General features: G+C 70.5%; 18 protein-coding genes. 13 read left to right on the top strand and 5 right to left on the bottom strand.

All coding sequences use genetic code 11. From position 1 onward, the window contains the following. The 3 genes from ACZ7M2_RS38150 (at position 1) to ACZ7M2_RS38140 (ending at position 3,393) form a co-directional block, all read left to right on the top strand. The gene (locus tag ACZ7M2_RS38150; RefSeq protein ID WP_471599170.1) at positions 1–1,305 is read left to right on the top strand and encodes an ABC transporter substrate-binding protein; all 1,305 of its coding nucleotides are present in this window, start codon (positions 1–3) and stop codon (positions 1,303–1,305) included. Between the two features lie 137 nt (positions 1,306–1,442). After that, positions 1,443–2,288, top strand: coding sequence for a hypothetical protein (locus ACZ7M2_RS38145; RefSeq protein ID WP_471599207.1), 846 nt, complete (start codon positions 1,443–1,445; stop codon positions 2,286–2,288). A gap of 67 nt (positions 2,289–2,355) precedes the next feature. After that, the gene (locus tag ACZ7M2_RS38140; RefSeq protein ID WP_471599169.1) at positions 2,356–3,393 is read left to right on the top strand and encodes a helix-turn-helix transcriptional regulator; all 1,038 of its coding nucleotides are present in this window, start codon (positions 2,356–2,358) and stop codon (positions 3,391–3,393) included. Here the strand turns inward: ACZ7M2_RS38140 and ctaD are convergent. Then, positions 3,275–4,969: an aa3-type cytochrome oxidase subunit I gene (gene ctaD / locus ACZ7M2_RS38135; protein WP_471599168.1), complete on the bottom strand. Its 1,695-nt coding sequence runs from the start codon at positions 4,967–4,969 to the stop codon at positions 3,275–3,277. The two genes, ACZ7M2_RS38140 and ctaD, sit on opposite strands and share 119 nt — an antisense overlap. Positions 4,970–5,383: 414 nt before the next feature. Between ctaD and ACZ7M2_RS38130 the strand changes: the two genes are divergently transcribed. Beyond that, the gene (locus ACZ7M2_RS38130; protein ID WP_352051378.1) at positions 5,384–5,599 is read left to right on the top strand and encodes an I78 family peptidase inhibitor; all 216 of its coding nucleotides are present in this window, start codon (positions 5,384–5,386) and stop codon (positions 5,597–5,599) included. Positions 5,600–5,788: 189 nt separating this feature from the next. Here the strand turns inward: ACZ7M2_RS38130 and ACZ7M2_RS38125 are convergent, their stop codons facing one another. Together ACZ7M2_RS38125 and ACZ7M2_RS38120 are read right to left on the bottom strand one after the other, a co-directional pair. Further along, the gene (locus ACZ7M2_RS38125; protein WP_471599167.1) at positions 5,789–6,829 is read right to left on the bottom strand and encodes a phosphatase PAP2 family protein; all 1,041 of its coding nucleotides are present in this window, start codon (positions 6,827–6,829) and stop codon (positions 5,789–5,791) included. 239 nt (positions 6,830–7,068) lie between these two features. Further along, on the bottom strand, positions 7,069–8,238 hold the full coding sequence (locus ACZ7M2_RS38120; RefSeq protein WP_471599166.1) for a glycosyltransferase family 39 protein: 1,170 nt from the start codon (positions 8,236–8,238) through the stop codon (positions 7,069–7,071). 259 nt (positions 8,239–8,497) lie between these two features. On the opposite strand from ACZ7M2_RS38120, the gene ACZ7M2_RS38115 reads away from it, so the two are divergent. Together ACZ7M2_RS38115 and ACZ7M2_RS38110 are read left to right on the top strand one after the other, a co-directional pair. After that, entirely contained in the window at positions 8,498–10,105 is a 1,608-nt protein-coding gene (locus ACZ7M2_RS38115) for an MFS transporter (protein WP_471599165.1), read from the top strand. 296 nt (positions 10,106–10,401) lie between these two features. Beyond that, entirely contained in the window at positions 10,402–11,592 is a 1,191-nt protein-coding gene (locus tag ACZ7M2_RS38110; RefSeq protein ID WP_403701924.1) for an acyl-CoA dehydrogenase family protein, read from the top strand. A gap of 39 nt (positions 11,593–11,631) precedes the next feature. Here ACZ7M2_RS38110 and ACZ7M2_RS38105 read toward each other — a convergent pair whose 3' ends face one another. Continuing rightward, positions 11,632–12,072, bottom strand: a complete 441-nt coding sequence (locus ACZ7M2_RS38105; RefSeq protein WP_352051383.1) for a cell division protein SepF — start codon at positions 12,070–12,072, stop codon at positions 11,632–11,634. Between the two features lie 290 nt (positions 12,073–12,362). On the opposite strand from ACZ7M2_RS38105, the gene ACZ7M2_RS38100 reads away from it, so the two are divergent. Then, the gene (locus tag ACZ7M2_RS38100) at positions 12,363–13,619 is read left to right on the top strand and encodes a DUF5685 family protein (protein ID WP_471599164.1); all 1,257 of its coding nucleotides are present in this window, start codon (positions 12,363–12,365) and stop codon (positions 13,617–13,619) included. A 71-nt stretch (positions 13,620–13,690) separates the two neighbouring features. Here the strand turns inward: ACZ7M2_RS38100 and ACZ7M2_RS38095 are convergent, their stop codons facing one another. Continuing rightward, positions 13,691–14,644 carry an ABC transporter substrate-binding protein gene (locus ACZ7M2_RS38095; RefSeq protein WP_471599163.1) on the bottom strand — a complete coding sequence of 318 codons (954 nt, stop codon included), beginning with the start codon at positions 14,642–14,644 and terminating at the stop codon, positions 13,691–13,693. Positions 14,645–15,077: 433 nt separating this feature from the next. Here ACZ7M2_RS38095 and ACZ7M2_RS38090 point away from each other — a divergent pair, with 433 nt between their 5' ends. The 6 genes from ACZ7M2_RS38090 to ACZ7M2_RS38065 are packed head-to-tail and all read left to right on the top strand — an operon-like array spanning position 15,078 to position 21,704. After that, the gene (locus ACZ7M2_RS38090) at positions 15,078–15,935 is read left to right on the top strand and encodes an amino acid ABC transporter permease (RefSeq protein WP_471599162.1); all 858 of its coding nucleotides are present in this window, start codon (positions 15,078–15,080) and stop codon (positions 15,933–15,935) included. Beyond that, a complete protein-coding gene (locus ACZ7M2_RS38085) occupies positions 15,932–17,686 on the top strand; it encodes an FAD/NAD(P)-binding protein (protein WP_471599161.1) in 1,755 nt (584 codons plus the stop codon). Before ACZ7M2_RS38090 ends, ACZ7M2_RS38085 begins: the two co-directional genes overlap by 4 nt. A 43-nt stretch (positions 17,687–17,729) precedes the next feature. Then, a complete protein-coding gene (locus ACZ7M2_RS38080) occupies positions 17,730–18,491 on the top strand; it encodes an amino acid ABC transporter ATP-binding protein (protein WP_471599160.1) in 762 nt (253 codons plus the stop codon). A gap of 51 nt (positions 18,492–18,542) precedes the next feature. Next, complete coding sequence (locus ACZ7M2_RS38075; protein WP_471599159.1) at positions 18,543–19,622, top strand: LLM class flavin-dependent oxidoreductase; 1,080 nt, start codon at positions 18,543–18,545, stop codon at positions 19,620–19,622. Next, positions 19,619–20,917: an NtaA/DmoA family FMN-dependent monooxygenase gene (locus ACZ7M2_RS38070; protein ID WP_471599158.1), complete on the top strand. Its 1,299-nt coding sequence runs from the start codon at positions 19,619–19,621 to the stop codon at positions 20,915–20,917. The genes ACZ7M2_RS38075 and ACZ7M2_RS38070 overlap by 4 nt, the downstream gene beginning before the upstream one ends. A gap of 4 nt (positions 20,918–20,921) precedes the next feature. Then, the gene (locus ACZ7M2_RS38065; protein WP_471599157.1) at positions 20,922–21,704 is read left to right on the top strand and encodes a DUF1684 domain-containing protein; all 783 of its coding nucleotides are present in this window, start codon (positions 20,922–20,924) and stop codon (positions 21,702–21,704) included. The last annotated feature ends 40 nt before the right edge of the window (positions 21,705–21,744 follow it).

The following is a 21,744-nucleotide window of genomic DNA, read 5'->3' as shown; positions in this document are numbered from 1 at the left end:
GTGCGCCCCGGGGGAGTTCCCGAAGGAGTCCTCGCCGCGGTCCTGCCGCTCCTGCTGGGCACGGCACTCGTCCTGGGCACGGCGGCCTGCGGCAGCCGCCTGCCCGAGAGCGACTTCGAGCACCGGACCGCGCCCGCCCCGCAGAGCACCGCCCCGCTGCGTATCGGCATCGTCACCAGCGCGACCAGCCCCGTCGGAGGCTCCGCCTTCACCGGCCCCCGCGACGGGGCCAAGGCCTACTTCGACCGCCTCAACGCACGCGGGGGCATCGGCGGCCGCCCGGTCGAGGTGCGCACCTGCGACGACGGCGGCAGCGGCGTGGGCGACAACGAGTGCGTGCACCGGCTCATCGACGAGGACAAGGTCGTCGCCCTCGTCGCCACCACCGCCCTCGACTACGCGGGCGCCTCCCGCGTGTCCGCCGCCGGGGTGCCCGACATCGGCGGACAGCCCATCGGCGCGGCCTACGACACCTATCCGCACCTCTACGGGATCTACGGCAGCCTCGCGCCCCGCGAGGGAACACCGGGCTGGGGCGGGAAGCTGTACGGCGGCACGGAGGTCTACCGCTACTTCAAGCGCGTCCAGGGCGCCCGTACGGCCGCCGTGATCTCCTACAACCAGTCCGCGTCGGCCGCGTACGCCCGGCTCGTCACCCGGGGTCTGAAGGCCGAGGGCTATCAGGTGGTCACCGAACAGGTCGACTTCGCGCTGCCCAACTTCCGCGCCGCCGCGGCCGATCTGAAGGACCAGGGCGCCGACCTCGTCTTCGACGCCCTCGACACGCACGGCAACGCCCAGCTGTGCAAGGCGATGGACGACGTCGGTGCCAAGGTCATCGCCAAGGTCACCAACGTGCAGAACTGGATCTCCACCGTCCCTGAGGACTACAAGGACGCCCCGCGCTGCCGCAACGCCCTGTGGGCGACCGGATCCAGCCGGAACTACGAGGACACCTCCGACGCCGCCGTCCGCGCGTTCCGGGACGCCACCAAGGGCCTGCCCGCGCACTCCCAGTGGCAGCTGGAGGGCTGGGCGGCCGCGATGTGGTTCACGGACGCCGCGAAGTCCTGCGCGAAAACGGGTGTCACACGCGCGTGTGTCGACCGCTTCATGAACCGCGGCGCCCCGTACACCGCCGACGGCCTGCTCATCCCCGTCACCTCCGAGCGCCTGCCCACGCCTCCGAAGACCCGCCGGACCTGCGTCTCGGTGGCCCGCTGGGAGGACGGCAGGGGCTGGGTCTCCCAGGGCGACATGAACAGCGACTGCTTCGAGGTACCGCAACTGTCGTACGAGCCCTGACGTGCCTCGACTGTCCTGCGCGCCCTGATGTGCACATGAGAAGCAACCCATCACCCGTGCCTGGGGTCTATCCCGACAGGAGGCGGATCCGACGGAGGACCTGGTGGTGCCGCCCCGCACGAAAGGGCGCTCGCATGATGACGCCGGTCCCGCGGACCGCTCGGCACCGCGCCGACCCGGACGCCGCCGTGCCCACGGACGCCGCCGCGCCCCCGTGCGCCGACTGCATCGCCGACTCCGCGGGCGGACTGACCTTCGACGTCACCGAGACCGGCGAGCCGGGCGCCGCGCTGCTGGTGCTGCGCCGCCGCGAGGGCCACGAGGAGGTCAGCCTGCCGCTGACCCCCACCGGGGACGGCCGGCTGCGCGCCGCGCTGCCCAGCGGCGTCGCCCTGCCCGAGGGTCGCTGGGACGCCTACGCCCAGATCGCGGGAGGCGAGCCGCGACGGCTGGCCCCGGGTGTCAACGACCTGCGCTCGCTCGTCGACCGGGTCCCCAGCGGCTCCCTCGGTCAGGTCGCCGTCCGTATCCCGTACGCGACCCGGCACGGCAACCTCTCCGTGCGCAGCTGGCTGCGGGCCCCGCACGCGGAGGCCGTCGAGCTGTACCGGGGGGAGCGGGGACTGGGCGTACGAGGCCGGGTGTACGGCGTTCCCCTCGCGCCGGACGCCTGTGCCGAGGTCGGCCACCGGGACGCGGCCGGTCCGCTGATCCGCGCGGAAGTGGCCGTGGAGCAGGCGGAGTTCGGCTTCACGGTGGCATACGACGCCCTGCGGCCCGGCGTCTGGGACCTGTGGCTGCGCCCGGCGGGGGAGGGCGGGCCCCGGGTACGGATCGCGCGGCTGCTCGACGCCATCGCCGACAAGCGCCCCTTCCTCATCCACCCGAGGGTGCCGGTGAAGACCCTGTACGGCCCGGTGGAGGCCGGGCCCTCCTACACGCGGGACAACGATCTGTCCGTGACGGTCACCGCGGCCGGCTGATCGCCCCCGGCGCCCAGGAGCGCCTTGCGGACAGTCGTTGTCCGCAAGGGCTGGCAGACTCGACGGCATGTTGGAGACATCGGCACGGCTGCTGCGGTTGCTCTCACTGCTGCAGGCCCACCGCGAATGGTCCGGGGCCGACCTGGCGGACCGTCTGGGCGTGACGCCCCGCACGATCCGCCGCGATGTGGACCGGCTGCGCGAGCTGGGCTATCCCGTCAACGCCAGCCCGGGCACGGGAGGCGGCTACCAGCTCGGCGCGGGAGCCGAGCTGCCGCCGCTGCTCCTGGACGACGACGAGGCGGTGGCCGTCGCGGTCGGGCTGCGCACGGCCGCCGGGCAGGGCATCGAGGGCATCGGCGAGACCTCCGTACGCGCCCTCACCAAGCTCGAACAGGTCCTGCCGAGCCGACTGCGCCGCCGCGTGAGCGCCCTCAACGCCTTCACCGTGCCGATGCTGCGCGGCCCCCAGCCCTCCGCCGTGGACCCGAGTGTGCTCACGGAACTCGCCAACGCCTGCCGCGACGAGGAGCGGCTGCGCTTCGAGTACCGCGACCACGGCGGCTCCCCGACCCGCCGGACCGTCGAACCGCACCGTCTGGTCTGCACCGAACACCGCTGGTACCTGGTCGCCTGGGACGTCGACCGCGACGACTGGCGCACCTTCCGGGCCGACCGCATCACCCCCAGGCCGCCGCACGGACCCCGCTTCACCCCTCGTACGCCACCGGCCGAGGATCTGGCGGCGTACGTCTCCCGAGGGGTCTCCACGCGCGCCTACGCCTCGCAGGCGGTCGTCCGGCTCTTCGTGCCCCTGGAAGAGGCGGCCGAGCGGATCTCCCCCTCGTCGGGGACGCTGGAAGCCTCCGGGGAGGACAGCTGCGTCCTGCGCACCGGCGCCGCCGGCCTCGACGTGATGGTGATTCACGTGATGCTGACGGGCTTCGAGTTCGAGGTCCTGGAGCCGGCCGGACTCACCGAAGCGATCAGGACGGCCCGGGACCGGCTGTCCCGGGCGCTGGAGCGCTCCCCTGGGGGATCGCCCCGTACTGGGGATGGTGCAGGTCGAACGCCGGGCTCTCGGAGCGGATCCGGGGCAGCGTGAGGAAGTTGTGCCGGGGCGGCGGACACGAGGTCGCCCACTCCAGGGAGCGGCCGAAACCCCAGGGGTCGTCCCTCTCGACCTTCGTGCCGTACCGGGACGTCTTCCAGACGTTGTAGAGGAACGGCAGCGTCGACATGCCCAGCAGGAACGCGCCGATCGTCGAGACGGTGTTGAGCGCGGTGAAGCCGTCGGCGGCCAGATAGTCCGCGTACCGGCGCGGCATGCCCTCGGCACCCAGCCAGTGCTGCACCAGGAACGTCGTGTGGAAGCCGACGAAGAGCGTCCAGAAATGGATCTTGCCGAGCCGTTCGTCGAGCATCTTGCCGGTGAACTTGGGCCACCAGAAGTAGAAGCCGCCGAACGTCGCGAAGACGACGGTGCCGAAGACGACGTAGTGGAAGTGCGCGACCACGAAGTACGAGTCGGTGACCTCGAAGTCCATCGGCGGCGAGGCCAGGATCACTCCGGTCAGACCGCCGAACAGGAACGACACCAGGAAACCGATGGCCCACAGCATGGGCGTCTCGAACGAGAGCGAACCATTGATCATCGTCCCGCTCCAGTTGAAGAACTTCACCCCCGTGGGCACCGCGATCAAGAACGACATGAAGGAGAAGAACGGCAGCAGCACCGCGCCCGTCGCGAACATGTGGTGCGCCCACACCACGATCGACAGACCGGTGATGGCCATCGTCGCGGCGACCAGCGTCAGATAGCCGAAGACCGGCTTCCTGCTGAAGACCGGCAGGATCTCCGTGATGATCCCGAAGAACGGCAACGCGATGATGTAGACCTCGGGATGCCCGAAGAACCAGAACAGGTGCTGCCACAGCAGCGCGCCGCCGTTGGCCGCCTCGAACACCACCGACCCGAAGCGCCGGTCCGCCTCCAGGACCAGCAGCGCCGCCGCGAGCACCGGGAACGCGAAGAGGACGAGGATCGAGGTGAAGAGGATGTTCCAGGTGAAGATCGGCAGCCGGAACATCGTCATGCCGGGGGCCCGCATCCCGACGATGGTCGTGATGAAGTTCACCGCGCCGAGGATCGTGCCGAAGCCCGTCAGCGCCAGGCCCATGATCCACATGTCGGCGCCGATGTTCGGCGAGCGCTCCAGGCTGTTGAGCGGGGCATAGGCGAACCAGCCGAAGGAGGCGGGCCCGTCGGGCACCATGAGCGAGCCGAGGACGATCAGGCCGCCGAAGAGGAAGAACCAGTACGACAGCATGTTCAGGCGGGGGAAGGCGACGTCCGGGGAGCCGATCTGCAGCGGCATGATCTCGTTGGCGAAGCCGGCGAAGGTCGGAGTGGCGAACAGCAGCAGCATGATCGTGCCGTGCAGGGTGAACAGCTGGTTGAACTGGTTGTTGTCCACGATCTGCAGACCGGGCCGGGCGAGTTCGGCGCGCATCACCAACGCCATCAGACCGCCGATGAGAAAGAAGGCGAAAGACGTGATCAGGTAGAGGTGGCCGATCTTCTTGTGGTCCGTCGTGGTGAGCCAGTCCACGGCGACCCGCCCCGGTCGCTGCCTCCTGTGTACGGGTCGCGCCGTCGCCTGCGCGGTCTCCGTGCCCATTGCTCGCCCCTTCGCTGTCGCGCCGTGGGCCTGCCTGAAGCTCACGCCGTGGTGCTCGCATCGCTCCGCGCTCCGACAGAGGGTGTGCGGGGGTTCTGTGCTGGAACCGTGCATTTCCTATGCGGTGTCAGCTTCCGCGACATGCCCCGGAATCGGAATGGAAAGGCGTCCCCCACGGGATCTCGACGGGTGACTCCGCACTTTCCATTGGGTTATTCGGGACGGCGTCAAGGTAGTCCCGAATTACGTTCGAAGGTGTGCGGGACACGTAGGGAACCCCTCGTACGTGTGACGGAGTTCGGCCGAAACGAGTGTCGTGATCCTGTGACAGAAGCGTGACCGGAGGGGCGCGGGTGACGCATGGTCCGCGGCCCGGACTTCCCCCGCCGCGGTCGTCCGCCTAACGTGGCGGTCATGGCACCCATTCCCAGCCCGCCCGCAGAGCCCCAGGACAGTCCGGAGGCCTATGTCGGCCTGGAGGCGAGGAGCGCCGAGCACCGCGCCCGGGAGCACGGCTGGTCCACGGTGCGCTCGCTGCCGCCCGGCGCGATCATCACCATGGAGTACCGCACGGGGCGGCTGAACTTCGAGGTCACCGACGGTCGGGTGACTCGCTGCTGGAAGGGCTGAGGCCACGGAGGCCGATCCACGGGGGCGGATCCGGACAGGCCGGTCCAGGAAGGCCGGTCCAGGCGGGCCGGGAGGCCGAAGAGTCCACGGAATGCGCGAAGGCCCCCGGCTCACGAGCCGGGGGCCTTCGCCGTGCGGGGAGGTTGTGCGTACCGGCCCCGCTGTTCTCCATGATCCGCCCGTTGTGCCTCAGCCGCCTGTCAGCGGCCGGGCGGACGACGTCGTGGTGGTGCGCGCCACGCGGTCCGCGTGCGGTGGACGGCGGCTGCGGACCGGGGTGACCGGGGTGCGCTCCGAGCGGGCCGTGTGGGGTCCGGGGGCCAGGTAGACCGGCGCCCGGGGCGGGCGGGCGGTGGGCACCGCACCCCGCGCCGGAGCCTCCTCGTCCACCGGGACCGACTGCTTGACCAGCACGGGCGCACCGACCGGGGCGCCGACCGGAGCCTCGGCCGGGACGGGCACCGCACGGCCGCGGCGGGCGCGCCAGGCGTCGCGCAGGGTGAACAGACCGGTCTCGGCGCGGGCGATCAGCGGCTCGCACCACGGCAGCGCCAGCAGGATCAGCAGACCGGCGGCCCAGCCCAGCAGCACATCGCTCAGCCAGTGCGTACCGAGGTAGACGGTGGTGAGGCCGACGCCGAGCGAGGTCACGGCGGACAGCGCCGACAGCCAGCGCCTCGCCCGCGGGGTGGAGGCCAGATAGGCGAGGATTCCCCAGGTCACGACGGCGTTCGCGGTGTGGCCCGAAGGGAATATATCGCCGCCCAGACCCATTTCGTTCGAGCCGATCGTGATGGCGTAGTGCGGGCCGAGGCGGCCCATGCCGAGCTTCGCGGCGCCGACCGTGATGTTGAGCAGCAGCAGTGAGGCGCCCAGCGTGAGCATCGGGCGCAGGGTGTGCTGCCGCCAGGAGCGCCAGCCGAGCCACGCGGCGACCATCACGGCGGTGGGGCCGCGCTGGCCCAGCACCACGTAGTAGTCGAGGAACGCGTGGATCTCCGGCCACTGCTGATAGGGCCGGAAGAACATGACCTGCCAGTCGAACCGGACCAGCCACGAGGTGATCGCAACGGCCCACACGATGGCCACGTAGAAGGCCAGGGTGGCTCCGAAGAGCACAACCCTGTGCCTGCTCATCTTCGGCACATCGATGTTCGCCGGCCGTTCCGGCTCACGGTCCAACCGGGCGAAGACCCGGTCCAGACGGGTGAGGTTTCGTTCGGTACGCACTCAATCGACGTTACAGCGAGTGAGCTGCGTTCCAGGCCGAATCACTCGCTTTGTGATGACGATGTGATGTGGGATTCCTCTCAGGGTGACGTTTAATTCCAATGATTCTCTAATCATCGACGCCCCGATCCTTCAATTCCATTGATCGGCTCGGGCTTCTGTTTTATGCCACTTTTGAATTCGTTCACCGAATCCTGGGGTGAAATTCTCCAGCCGCTCACCGAGCGTCAGCGGGTGGATCATGGCGGACCGGAGCCGTTCAGCCAGAACGCTCCGTAGAGCGCGGAGGCGAGCGCCACGCCACCGAGAATCAGCGCTGACCTGGACGTACGCAGTCGGGCGAGGGCCAGCGCGAGGGGGAGCAAGAGGGGGAAAGCGGGCAGCAGGAGGCGCGGTTTCGAGCCGAAGTAACTCGACGCGCACAGGGCGAGCGCGACGACGATCCCCGCGTACACCAGCAGCGCCGGTGGCTGGCCCTGTCGTACACACGTCACGTACAGCCAGACGATCAGTGCGACTCCGACGATCAGTCCGACGCCGGCCAGAGCGGACGGAAATGACGTGAACTTGTCGCCCACGAAGCGGGCGAACGCGTACCCGCCGTCGAATCCGTTGCGCCAGCCCGCCTGGACGTCGAGATAGCCGAGCGGCCCCTTGCCTGTGTGGTGGCCGACCCAGAGCACATATCCGGCGGCGCCGAGCGGCGCGAGGAGCATGCCGAGGGCGCGTCGGAGCACGGGCGCGCCGTGCGCGGGGTGCGCGCTCCGATCCCGCACGAACGAGGCGATGGCCGCCACCCACAGAGCCGCGACCACCGCGGCCCCCACCGGGCGGGTCAGGCCGGCGAAGGCGGCGAGCAGACCGGCCGTCACCCAGCGGCCGGTCAGCACCGCGTAGAGCGACCAGGCGGCGAGCGCCGTGAACAGGGACTCGCTGTACGCCATCGACTGCACGATGCCGACGGGCAGCACCGCCCAGACCAGCACCGCGAAGACGCCCACGCGGGGGCCGTACACGTGGTCCGCGACGGCGAAGATGCCCCAGGCCGCGGCGAGCGAGGCCAGCATGCTGACCAGCAGCCCGGCATCCGCGTACGACAGAGGGGTGAGCGCCGAGACGAGCCGCTCCAGCCAGGGCAGCAGCGGGAAGAACGCGAGGTTCGAGTGCACGTCACCGCCTGGCAGCCGCACCTCGTAGCCGTAGCCGAGATCGGCGACGCGGGTGTACCAGAGCGAATCCCAGCGGGCCGTCAGCAGTTTGTGGGCGCTCTTGCCGTTCGCCGCGCTCCACAGGGCGAGCGTGAGGACGCCCAGGGCCCGTACCGCGGCGTACCCGAGGAGGGCGGGCGCGGCCCGGCGTGGCGCGCTCGCGCCGGGCGGCGTCGCGAGGGGCGTCTCAAGATCGGTCACGGGCTCGATTATCGACGGCGGGCGGAACCGGACGGCCGTCCGGGGCGTGGTGCCCCAGGGGGAGCGTGTCGTACGCCACATGCTCGGCAAGGAGAACGTGAGAGGTCCGCCACGTGTATGCGACAGGAACTCGCGTACGCTGGCCGCTCACTCGCCTTTGATGCGTGCGTCCGGGACCCCGCTCCTCCTGGACCGCAGCCGCAGGGAGTCCCCACCCAGCGGATCGCCGAACGCGAGGGAACATCTGGGAGGTACGTACATGTCCGGGACGACCACGGCCGCCGCGCGTCGCCGTCGGGAGGCCGGGGCCGGTGCCAACCGCTGGGTCGTCCTCGTGGTGTTGTGCGTCAGCCTGCTCCTCGTGGCCCTCGACGCCACCGTGCTGCACGTCGCGGTGCCCGCCGTCACCGAGGACCTCAAGCCCGGCGCGATAGAACTGCTCTGGATCGTCGACGTCTACCCGCTCGTCTGCGCCGCGCTGCTGATCCTCTTCGGCACGCTGGGTGACCGGGTGGGCCGCAGACGTGTGCTCCTCCTCGGATACGGACTCTTCGGCATCGCCTCCGGGATCGCCGCGCTCGCCGACAGCGCCCAGGTCCTCATCGGCGCGCGCGCCCTGCTCGGCGTCGGCGGCGCGATGATCATGCCCGCGACCCTGTCGATCCTGCGCCAGGTCTTTCCCGACCGGCGGGAGCGGGCGCTCGCGATCGGCATCTGGAGCGCGGTCGCCGCGGTGGGCGCGGCGGTCGGGCCGTTGCTCGGCGGGTTCCTCCTCGAACACTTCTGGTGGGGATCGGTCTTCCTCGTCAACATCCCGCTGATGCTGATCAGCCTGCCGATCGGACGGCTGCTGCTGCCCGAGTCCTACGGCGACCGCGATGGTCCCTGGGACGTGGTGGGTGCCCTGATGGCCGCCGCCGGGCTCTTCGGGCTCGTGCTCGGAGTCAAGCGGCTCGGCGGTGGTGAGGCGCCGTTCGGTCCGTTCACGCTCGCGCCGCTGCTCGTGGGCGGCGCGCTGATGTTCGCCTTCGTACGGCGTCAGCGACGCCGTACGCATCCGCTGGTGGACCTGCGGATGTTCTCGCGGCCCGCGTTCAGTACGTCCGTGTGCTGCATCGTCCTCGCCATGCTCGCGCTGGTCGGGCTTGAGCTGATCGCCGCGCAGTACCTGCAACTGGTCCTCGGGCTCTCGCCCCTGCAGACCGGGCTGCGCCTGCTGCCGCTCACCTTCGCGGCGATGGCCGCGGGGCTCGCGGGGGCACGGCTGCTGCGGCGGTTCGGGCCACGCGCGATGGTCTGTTTCGGGTTCTGTGTCACGGCGGTGGCCGTGGTCACGCTCACCGCGATGGGAGGGAACGACAACACCGGGCTGCTGCTGTTCGGGTTCGTGCTGCTCGGGTTCGGGCTGGAGACGACGCTCTTCGGGGCGTACGAGTCGATGCTGAGCGAGGCGCCGCCGGCGCAGGCGGGTGGGGCCGCGGCGATCGGCGAGACCTCGTACCAGCTGGGGGCGGGGATCGGGATCGCGCTTCTGGGGAGCGTGATGAACGCGGCGTACGCGCCTGGACTGTCGTCCGTGCCGGGGATCTCGCCGGGGGACTCCGCTGCGGCGGGGCACTCGTTGGGGGAGGCGTACGACGTCGCCGCGCGGCTTGGCGGGGGGCGGGGGGCGGCCCTGCGTCATGCGGCTCGGGACTCCTTTGTGCACGGGCTGCATGTGACGTTGCTCGTCAGTGCGGGGTTGTTGTTGCTGGGGGCGGGGATGGCGTTGCGGTTGCCTCGGGTCATGGAGTGCGGGGCGCCTGCGGCGGGCTCGGCGGAGATTCCGGCGCCCCGGGGGGTCGCGGAGTCGCGCGTCTCGGCGTAGCGAAGGGTTCTCCGCCCACGCACCACCCGTTTCCACCCTGTCGATACGTGCGGGTCTCCCGTGGGGGTTGCCCGTCCGTCGGCGGCTGCGGCTTCTCGGGGACCGCCGAGCGCCCTGGATCGAACCGGAAGCCGTCGATGGCGCTTCACCCCCGCGGGGGACCCGTACTTGTCAGCGTGGTGGAAACGGGTGGTGCGTGGGAGAGGGAGGTACTGGACGTGCGGGACGCTGGGTCGTACCGTCGGGGCGAGACCGTAACTAGCGGTGCTAGTTTTAGCGTGCCGGAGGCTGCCCCCATGTCCGCGTCCCCGAAGCTCCCGCCCTTCGACCCCACCGACCCCCTCGGCCTCGACGACCTTCTGGACCCGGAGGACCTGGCGATCCGGGACACCGTACGGACCTGGGCCGCGGACCGCGTGCTGCCGTACGTCGCCGAGTGGTACGAGAAGGGCGAGCTGCCCGGGATCCGGGAGCTGGCGCGCGAACTGGGCGGGATCGGGGCGCTCGGGATGTCGTTGGAGGGGTACGGATGCGCGGGCGCGACCGCCGTGCAGTACGGGCTCGCCTGTCTGGAACTGGAGGCCGCCGACTCGGGCATCCGGTCCCTCGTCTCCGTACAGGGCTCCCTCGCCATGTACGCCATTCACCGGTTCGGGAGCGAGGAGCAGAAGCAGCGGTGGCTGCCGGGCATGGCCGCCGGTGAGGTCATCGGGTGCTTCGGGCTGACCGAGCCCGACCACGGGTCCGACCCGGGCGCCATGCGGACGTACGCGAAGCGCGACGGCGGCGACTGGGTGCTCAACGGGCGCAAGATGTGGATCACGAACGGGTCCGTGGCCGGGGTCGCGGTCGTCTGGGCGCAGAGCGAGGACGGGATCCGGGGGTTCGTCGTGCCCACCGACGCCCCCGGGTTCTCCGCTCCCGAGATCAAGCACAAGTGGTCCCTGCGGGCGAGCGTGACCAGTGAGCTCGTACTCGACGACGTCCGGCTGCCCGCCGACGCCGTACTGCCGGACGTGACCGGGCTCAAGGGCCCGCTCAGCTGTCTGTCGCACGCGCGGTACGGGATCGTGTGGGGCTCGATGGGCGCCGCGCGGGCCAGTTTCGAGGCCGCCGTCGAGTACGCGAAGACGCGCGAGCAGTTCGGACGCCCCATCGGCGGTTTCCAGCTCACCCAGGCCAAGCTCGCCGACATGGCGGTGGAACTGCACAAGGGGATTCTGCTCGCCCACCATCTGGGGCGGCGCATGGACGCGGGACGGCTCCGTCCCGAGCAGATCAGCTTCGGCAAGCTCAACAACGTACGGGAGGCGATCGAGATCTGCCGGACCGCCCGTACCATCCTCGGCGCCAACGGGATCTCGCTCGAATACCCCGTGATGCGGCACGCGACCAACCTCGAATCGGTGCTCACCTACGAGGGCACCGTCGAGATGCATCAACTCGTGCTGGGCAAGGCGCTCACCGGACTCGACGCCTTTCGGTGAGTCGAGCACCGGAGAGCAGGGCCGGTGAGCGGCCCTGCCTCAGCTCTGGTTGAAGAAGCCGTCCGTCGGGCGTCCCGGGGCCTCGCCGCTGACGATCTCGGTGTTGGCAGGGGTCAGCAGGAAGACCCGGGTGGCGACCCGCTCGATGGTGCCGCGCAGGCCGAAGGTCAGGCCGGCCGCGAAGTCCACCACGCGCTTGGCGTCGGCGGGCTCCATGGCCGTGAGGTTGATGATGACCGGGACGCCGTCCCGGAAGAGTTCGCCGATGCCTCGTGCGTCCCGGAAGCTGTCCGGGGTGACCGTGCCGATCCGGCGGCCTGTCTCTTCCGCCGTCTCGGACGCGACCTTCACGCGCGGGTCCGTGACCCAGGCATCGCCGGAGTCCTGTCCTTCGGCGTAGTTGTCGTCGTCGTAGTAACGCTCGTCATCGTTGTCGTCGACGAGGCCAAGCCAGGCACTCGCCTTGCGCACCGATCCCATGGACGCCTCCTCTCACAGCGGTCTTTCTTGCTTTCCGCATCCCCATGGTCGTCCATGATGCGGATGTCGCGCCAAGTGGATAGACGCCGCGCGGGGGTTTCGTGACGGTACTGGTGCACAGCGAATTCGTCGAGAGCCCGGGTGCCCCAAGGGTGTTGCCGTGTACGGCTGCTGACTGTGAGTGAAATATGATTCTCGACGGCGTTCGGGTGATGGGTAGGGCGTACGGGTGAACGAAGGGGTCGGTACGATGCCGCAGCTCAACGTCGTACGAGGCACGGGGGAGTGTCATGTTCGGAATCGTGAGGCCCTGCAGCCACCGCCTCGGTGAGGGGCTCAAAGCGCAGTGGATGGCGCATCTGTGCGGACTCTGTCTCGCGTTGCGCGGAGACCACGGACAGTTCGCTCGGGTTGTCACCAATTACGACGGGCTGCTGATATCGGTTTTGACGGAGGCTCAGGCCGAGCGCGCCACCGGGTGGCGGCGTACGGCGGGGCCGTGCCCGTTGCGCGGGATGCGGACCGCGTCCGTCGCGCAGGGTGAGGGAGCCCGCCTCGCCGCCGCCGTCTCGCTGGTGCTGGCCTCGGCCAAGGTGCGCGACCACGTGGCGGACGGGGACGGGCTGTTGGCACGCAGGCCGGTGGCGCTCGCGGCCCGCCGGGTCGCCGCGAGCTGGGGGCGCGCAGGGGCCCGCACCGGATCCGACGTGGGCTTCGACACCGCCGTACTCGTCGACGCCGTCGACCGGCAGGTCGGCATCGAGGCGCTCGCCGGTCCCGGGACGCCGCTGCTGACGGTCACCGAGCCCACCGAGACCGCGACCGCCGCCGCCTTCGCGCACACGGCCGTCCTGGCCGGGCGGCCGGACAACGCCGAGCCGCTCGCCGAGGCCGGCCGGCTCTTCGGTCGGCTCGCGCATCTGCTGGACGCCGTGGAGGACCGGGAGACTGACGCCGCGTCGGGAGCGTGGAACCCGCTCACGGCCACCGGCACCTCGCTCGTGGAGGCGCGCCGGCTCGCCGATGACGCGCTGCACGGGATACGGCTCGCGCTGCGCGAGGTGGCCTGGAGGTCCGGGGTCACCCCGGAGAAGCACGATACGGACGGCAACCTGGCGCATCTGCTGCTCGTGCACGAGCTGGGGCGGTCGGTGGACCGCGCGTTCGGGACCTCAGGGTGCGGGCACCAGGACCACACGGACGGCGCGCGGGGGGCTTTCGGGCCGCCGCAGCACGGTGAGCCGTACAACCCGCAGAGCCCGTACGACGGGCGGAATCCTTACGGCGGTGGCGGCAACCCCTTCGGTGGCGCTCCCTCCTTCCCGCCGCCCGGGCCCGGCAGGCGAGGCTTCTGGGCCGGGTGCGCGGCCGCGATCGGCGTGTGCTGCACCTGCAAGGCGTGCTGTGCCGACGAGTTCGAGGGGCCGTGGTCGCGAAGGAGGCGCGAGGGCTGCCTCGGCAACTGCGACTGTGACTGCAGTTGCTGCGAGGCCTGTGAGATCTGCGAGTGCTGTGAATGCTGCTCGTGCTGCGACTGCGGACTGTGACAGAACTCGTATACGGCGGCGCGCGGCGACCGGGCGTGTGCCCGGCGGCCGTGTCCGTGGCGGGAAGGGTTCTAGTTCTTCAGTTCCGGCGGCGAGATCTGTGACTTCTCTATCGCGGAACCCGTCGTCCCCCATTTCTTGAGGATCCTGTCGTATGTGCCGTCCGCGATCAGCTTGTTCACCGCTGCCCGGAAGGCCGGTGCCAGCTTCGTGCCCTTCTTGAAAGCGAAGCCGACGTCCAGGCGGTGGTACTCGTTGAGGAACTTGACGCCCTGTTGGTGGGCGACGGCGTAGCGCAGTCCGTTGATGGTGCTCATCACGAGGTCGCTGCGGCCCTGTTGGAGTGAGGACCAGATCGCGCCCTGTTCGCTGTAGGTCTGCACCTTGTACGCCTTCTTGCCGGCGTCGGTGCAGACCTTCTTGTTCTCCTCCAGCGTCGCCTCGAAGGTGGTGCCCGCTCCGGTCGCGACGTTCAGACCGCACAGCTGCCCGAGGTCGGTGATCTTGGCCAGCTTGCTGTCGGAGCGCGTGGCGAAGCCCTGGCCGTCGTTGATGTAGGTGACGAAGTCGATCGTCTTGCGCCGCTCGTCGGTGACGCCGAAGTTGCTGGCCCCGAAGTCGTACTTGCCGCTGTCCAGGGCCGGCAGGATCGCCTCGAAGCCGGCCTGTTCCGTCTTGAGTTCGATGCCGAGCGCCTTGGCCACGGCGTCCGCGAAGTCGACGTCCTGGCCCGTCAGCGTCTTGCCGTCGTCCAGATACGTCGTGCCGGGTGGCGTACCGCCGACGGCGACCGCCACGGTGAGGTGGGTGACGCCGGACGGGAGCAGCTTGGCGGCGGCCTCGTCCTTCGGGATGTCCGAGACGACGTCCGTGGTGGGGATCTTGTCGGCCTTGGCCGCCGCATGCGCGGCGGTGCCGGTCGTGTCGTCCGAGCCGGAGCCGCATGCCGTGAGGAGCAGGGCCGCCGAGGTGATGATGGCAAAGGGGGCAAAATGCCGATAACGGGTACGCGTGGACGTACGCATGGTGTGCGGTCTCCTGAGAGCAAGAGTGAGCAGAACCCGAGGGGAGGGTGCGCGTGTGAAGGCGAAAGGGAGGGAGAACGCGAAGGGCGCCCGGTCGGCCAAGGGATCAGGCGATCGGATTGATCAAGGGATCAAGCGATCGGGGCGCGCAGTGGGTCAGCTCAACAGGAAGAGGACCACACGCGACCGAAGTCGATGTGGGAGCGCTTGACCAGCCACTGCTGTGGATGCATGGGCCAAGTGGAACAGGCATCCGGTTGTGCGTCAACCGACTTGAGACGTACGGCTCACAGTATGGACAGCCTTGACAGCGGGGGGAAACGGGCCCGTACTCTCGGTGGACGGCCCTGCTGAGGGGCTCGGCCGTACTGCGCCGTGAGGCGCTTCGTGTGAAGGCATCCACCCGTGTTCGACTACGTCACGGAGTCTTCGCATGTCTTCCGACACCCTCGCCACAACATCCGCCGCACCGGACCTACCGGAGCAGGCAGACTCCCTGCGGATCGTTCCGCAGCGCCGTCTGGGCCAGTGGACGGCCGCCGTCGCCGTACTCGTCCTGCTCGGGCTCGCCGTCACCTCCGTCGTTCGCAACAAGGCGTTCCAATGGGGGGTGGTCGGTGACTACTTCACCTCGGACTCCGTGCTGCGCGGCCTGTGGCTCACCCTGTGGCTGACGGCTGCGGTGATGGTGCTCGGCTTCGCGCTGGGGACACTGCTCGCGGCGGCCCGGTTGTCCGGCAATCCCGTGCTGCGCGGCGTCAGTTGGGGTTATGTGTGGCTGTTCCGGTCGATTCCGATCCTGGTGCAGCTGCTGCTGTGGTTCAACATCGGGGCGCTGTATCCCGAGCTCCTCGGCGTGAAGACGGTCAATCTGTTCACCCCGATCGCGGTCGCGATCATCGGACTCACCCTGCACGAGGCCGCGTACGCCGCCGAGGTGGTGCGCGGCGGCATCCTCTCCGTCGACCGCGGGCAGATCGAGGCCGCGCAGGCGCTCGGTCTGAGCCGGTGGCGCCGCTGGTGGCGGATCGTGCTGCCACAGGCGATGCGCTCCATCGTGCCGCCCGCCGGGAACATGCTGATCGGCACCCTCAAGGGCACCTCGATCATCAGCGTCATCGCCGTGCAGGACCTGCTCTTCTCGGTACAGCTGGTCTACCACCGCACCTACCAGGTCATCCCGCTGCTGATGGTCGCCACCCTCTGGTACACCGTCGTCACCTCGGTCCTCGGCCTCGGCCAGTACTACGTCGAGAAGCACTACGCGCGCGGCTCGGAGCGCACCCGGTGACGCCCACTCTCGTGATCGTCGGGGCCGGGCCGCGGGGGACCGGTCTCATCGAGCGCATCGCCGCCAACGCGCCCGAGCTGTACGCAGGTTCGGGACTCGACATCCATCTCGTCGACCCCCATCCGCCGGGCGCCGGACGCATCTGGCGCGAGGCGCAGTCGCCGCTGCTGTGGATGAACTCGCACGCCGAGGACGTCACCATGTTCACCGATGAGACGGTGGTCATGGACGGGCCCGTGCGCCCCGGTCCCACGCTGCACGAATGGGCGGCCGTCGACGGCCGTACCTTCGCCGGCCGACAGCTGCAAGGGGCTTACCTGAGCTGGGTGCACGAGCAAGCCGTGGCCGCCCTGCCGCCGGACGTCACCGTCCACCATCATCCGTGCAGGGCCCTGCGTGTCAGCGGCCCGCGCGAGGGGCGCCAGCAGGTGTGGCTGGAGGGCCGCCCGCGTCCCCTCCTCGCCGACCTCGTCGTTCTCGCGCTCGGCCATCTCGACGCCGAACTCGACCAGGAGCAGGGCGAGTTGGCGACATACGCCCATGCCCACGACCTGGTCCATCTGCCGCCCGACTTCACCGCCGACAGTGATCTGTCCTCGCTCGCACCCGGCGAACCCGTCCTCGTGCGGGGCTTCGGGCTCGCCTTCGTCGACCTGATGGTGCTGCTCACGGAGGGGCGGGGCGGGCGGTACGACGGTGACACCTACCTTCCGTCGGGGCAGGAACCGGTGCTGCATGTCGGGTCGCGGCGCGGAGTGCCGTACCACTCGAAGATCGGTTACGACTGGACCGGTGAACGGCCGCCGCTGCCACGGTTCTTCGGGCCCGCCGAGGTCGACGCGCTGCTGGCGCGGCCGGAGGGTTTCGACTTCCGGCGGGACGTGTGGCCGTCGATCGAGAAGGAGCTGGGGTTCGCGCACTACCACCGGCTGTTCACCGTCCACCCCGAGCGGACGGCGATCGCCTGGAGCGACTTCGAGGAGAAGTACGCGGTCGGGGAGGCGGCGGAGCGCGAGGCCCTCGTGGCATCCGCCGTGCCCGACCCCGCCGACCGGCTCGACCTCGCGGCGCTCGACCGTCCGCTGGACGGGGTGCGGTACGCGTCGCACGAGGAGTTCCAGGAGGGTCTGCGGGCATACGTCGAGTCGGATCTGAGTCGTCGTCATGATCCCGGAAACAGCCCTGACCTCGCCGTCTTTCTCGGACTCCTCTCCGTCTACGGGCAGTTGATCCGACTCGGAGACGTCGGAGCCTGGTGGCACGGCTTCTTCAGCTACCTCGCCTCAGGGCCGCCCGGACCCCGGCTGCGGCAGCTGCTCGCACTGTCCCGGGCCGGCGTCGTGAGGTTCGTGGGCGCGGACATGGCCGTGGTCGCCGAGGACGGGGTGTTCCGGGCGTCGAGCGCGACCGTGCCGGGTGAGACGGTCGAGGCACGGGCGCTCGTCGAGGCGCGGCTGCCCGAGCCCACCGTCGGGCGCGCCCTCGACCCGCTGCTGCGTGAACTGCACGCCGACGGGGCGGTCGAGACCCCGGAGGGGCTGCTGCGGGTGGACCGCTCCGACGGGCGGATCCTCGACCGGGCCGGCCGGCCGCATCCGCGGCGCTTCGCGCTGGGGCCCTACACCGACGTACGTACCCCCGGCGCCTTCACCAGGCCGCGCACCGGCGGGCCCGCGTTCCGGCAGAACGACGCCACCGCGCGAGCCGCGCTGACGTTCCTGCGCGATCTCGCGTATCGGGCCGCCGCGTGACCCCCGACCGTCAACTCCACTGCCAGCACAAGGGATTCACACGATGACCTTCATGGTCGACATCAGGTCCGTCCACAAGAGCTTCGGCCCACTGGAAGTGCTCAAGGGCATCGACCTCGCGGTGCGCACCGGCGAGGTCACCGTGATCCTCGGCCCGTCCGGCTCCGGCAAGTCCACGCTGCTGCGCACCATCAACCACCTGGAGAAGGTGGACCGGGGCCGCGTCAGCGTCGACGGCTCGCTGGTCGGCTACCGGCGCTCCGGCGACAAGCTGTACGAGCTGCGCGAGCGCGAGATCCTGAGGCAGCGCACCCGCATCGGGTTCGTCTTCCAGAACTTCAACCTCTTCCCGCACCTCACCGTGCTGGACAACATCGTCGAGGCCCCGGTCTCCGCGCTGAAGCGCCCGCGCAAGGACGCCGTCGAGGCGGCGCGGGCGCTGCTCGACCGGGTGGGGCTCGCGGACAAGACCGACTCCTACCCGAAGCAGCTCTCCGGCGGCCAGCAGCAACGCGTCGCCATCGCCCGCGCGCTCGCCCTGGAGCCGAAGCTGCTGCTCTTCGACGAGCCGACCTCGGCGCTCGACCCCGAGCTGGTCGGCGAAGTCCTCGACGTCATCAAGGACCTGGCCCACCAGGGCACCACGATGATCGTCGTCACACACGAGATCGGGTTCGCCCGGGAGGTCGCCGACACCGTCGTCTTCATGGACGACGGACGGATCGTCGAACAGGGCGCCCCCGGTGACGTACTCGACCGGCCGCGGCACGAACGGACGCGGTCGTTCCTGTCCAAGGTTCTTTGACCCCTCTCCAGAGGGTTCTGATCGGATTACCGGAGAAAGGTTTCACCCGACATGACCGCACCGCACGGCCGGGGACTGCTGCACCTGGCCGCCGCCCTCGATCAACAGGCGGCCTTCGACGCCGCCTCGTACGTCGGGCCGGCGCAGCTCGCGGAGCGTGGCGGGCTCGACTTCGTGACCCTCGGCGACACCTTCGCGCGCCCAGGGCCCGACGCGCTCGCCGTACTCTCCCGTGTCGCGCCCGCCACCCGCCGGATCGGCCTGGTGCCGACCGTGACCACCACCCACACCGAGCCCTTCCACGTCCAGGCGGCGGTGGCGACCCTCGACTGGGTCAGCCACGGCCGGGCCGGCTGGCGGCTCGAGGTGTCGACGACCGAGGGCGAGGCCCGCCTCTTCGGCCGCAGGCACGCGGCACCCGCCGACGCGCTGTGGCGGGAGGCCGGCGAGGTCGCCGAGGTGGCCGCCCGGCTCTGGGACAGCTGGGAGGACGACGCCGAGATACGCGACGAGGCCACCGGCCGTTTCGTCGACCGGGACAAACTGCACCACGTCGACTTCCGGGGCGCCACCTTCTTCGTGAAGGGCCCCTCGATCGTGCCGCGGCCCCCGCAGGGCCACCCCGTCCGGGTCGTCGACGCCACCGAGGGGCCGGCCCGACGGGTCGCGGCCCGGTACGCCGACGTGGCGCTCGTCCGGGTCGTGGGACCCGCGCAGGCCCGGGCCGTACGGGCCAAACTCCGGCACGCGGCAGCGGAGTTCGGCCGCGACCCCGACACCCTGCGGGTCCTCGGCTCACTCGTCGTCGACCTCGGCGACGGGGAGCACGCGGCGGAGCGGGGCCATGGCGGTGGCGGTCCCCGGCAGACCGCGCAGGGGCCGCTGTACCGGGGCGGCCCGGTCGACCTGGCCGAGCTGATCGCCGCCTGGCACGCGTCCGAGGCCGTCGACGGCTTCCACCTCACCCCGGTCGAGCCGCGTCGTGACCTGGAGCGGCTCGTGAACGGAACGGTGGCGCTGCTCCAGCACCGCGGTCTGTTCCGCACCTTCTATCCGGGCAGCACGCTCAGGGAGCACCTGGGGCTGGCCCGGCCCGCCAACCAGTACGCCGTGACAGGGGGAGCGTCATGACCGTACGCAAACGCATGCATCTGGCGGCGCACTTCCCGGGCGTCAACAGCACCACCGTCTGGACCGACCCGCGCTCGAAGTCCCAGATCGACTTCGCCTCCTTCGAACACCTCGCGCGCACCGCCGAACGCGGCCTGTTCGACTTCTTCTTCCTCGCCGAGGGGCTGCGGCTGCGCGAGCACAAGGGACGCGTCCACGACCTGGACGTCGTGGGGCGACCGGAGTCGATCACCGTCCTGGGCGCGCTCGCCGCCGTCACCGCACGGCTCGGGCTCGCCGCCACGGTCAACGCGACCTTCAACGAGCCCTACGAACTCGCCCGCAGACTGGCCACGCTGGACCACCTCAGCGGGGGCCGGGCCGCCTGGAACGTGGTCACCTCCTCCGACGCCTTCACCGGGGAGAACTTCCGCCGCGGCGGCTTCCTCGACCGCGCCGACCGGTATGCGCGCGCCGCCGAATTCGTCACCACCGCACGAGAGCTGTGGGACTCCTGGACCCCGGAAGGCATGGCGCGCCCCTTCGCCCACCAGGGGCAGCACTTCGACATCGCGGGGGAGTTCGGGCTGCCGCGCTCACCGCAGGGGCAGCCCGTCGTCATCCAGGCCGGGGACTCCGGCGAGGGCCGGGAGTTCGCCGCGGCCACGGCGGACGTGGTCTTCACCCGGCACGGGACCCTGGAGGCCGGCCGGGAGTTCTACGCCGATGTGAAGGGGCGGCTCGCGACGTACGGGCGGTCGCCCGAGGACCTGAAGATCATGCCCGGTGTCACCGTCGTGCTCGGTGACACCGCGGCCGACGCGCGGGAGCGGGCCGCCGAGATCCGCCGCCGGCAGGTCTCCCCGCAGAACGCGCTCCTCGCGCTGGAGCAGATCTGGGGCGTCGACCTCTCCTCGTACGACCCCGACGGGCCCCTGCCCGACATCGATCCGGAGCCGGAGCCGGCCCTCGCGCAGGGGCGGGTGCGCGTCGCCGACCCCCTCGCGGTGGCGGAGAAGTGGCGGGCCCTGTCGCGGGCGAAGGGGCTGTCCATCCGGCAGACCGTGATCGAGGCGTCCGGGCGGCAGTCCTTCGTCGGCACGCCGGAGACGGTCGCCGCCGAACTCGACGAGTTCGTGACGGCCGGCGCCGCCGACGGCTTCATCCTCGTCCCCCATCTGACCCCGGGCGGACTGGACGAGTTCGTGGACCGGGTGGTCCCGCTGCTCCAGGAGCGGGGCGCCTTCCGCACGGAATACACGGGCACGACGCTGCGCTCACACCTCGGGTTGCCGGAACCCATATGGAAGGGTTGATCACATGACGAAAGACGCATCCGAGGAATGGGAGCGGTGGCATGAGCGCCGCGTCGAGACGGTGTCCGCCTCCTACGGCCCGTTGGCGCTCACCGGCACGCACTGGCTGGAGGACTATCCGGACGGACGACTTCCGGACATCCCCGGGCTGTGGACCGACCAGGAGGCCGGGGTCCTGCTGACGGCCGCCCCCGAGGACGGTCTGAGCCTGGACGGGAAGCCCTTCACCGGCGAGGTCCGGCTCGACGCCGACCCCGGGCCCGCGGTCGAGTCCCGGGTCGGGCTCGGCGAGCGCCGGTTCGTCGTCCTGGTGCGCGAAGGGATCTGGGGCGTACGCGACTTCGACCCCGCCTCCGAGGCGCGCGCGGCCTTCAAGGGCGTCGAGGCGACGCCGTACGACCCGCGCTGGTCGGTGCCGGGGCACTTCACGCCGTACGGCGAGAGCCGGACCGTCCGTGTGGAGAACGCGGACGGAGTCGCCCGCGGTCTGGGGCTCGGCGGCATCCTCGCCTTCACCCTGGACGGCGAGGACCTCACGCTCCAGGTGTCGGTGGAGAGCGACGGCTCGCTGTGGGCCGTGTTCGCCGACACCACCAGCGGGGACAGCAGTTACCGCTTCCGGTTCCTGCGCCCCGCGGCACCCGACGGCGAGGGGCGTACGACGGTGGACTTCAACCGGGCCGTGCTTCCGCCGTGCGCGTTCGCCGACCACTTCATCTGCCCCTTCCCGCCGCCCGGGAACACCCTGGCCGTGGCCGTCCCGGCGGGGGAGCGCACGCTGCTCTGACGGTTCACTCCGCCGCGCCCTCCGCGCCCTTCACTCGCCC

Source organism: Streptomyces sp. NPDC111507, from assembly GCF_055638955.1.
The sequence above is the reverse complement of the archived record's forward strand: the minus strand, read 5'-3'. Positions and strand labels throughout refer to the sequence as shown.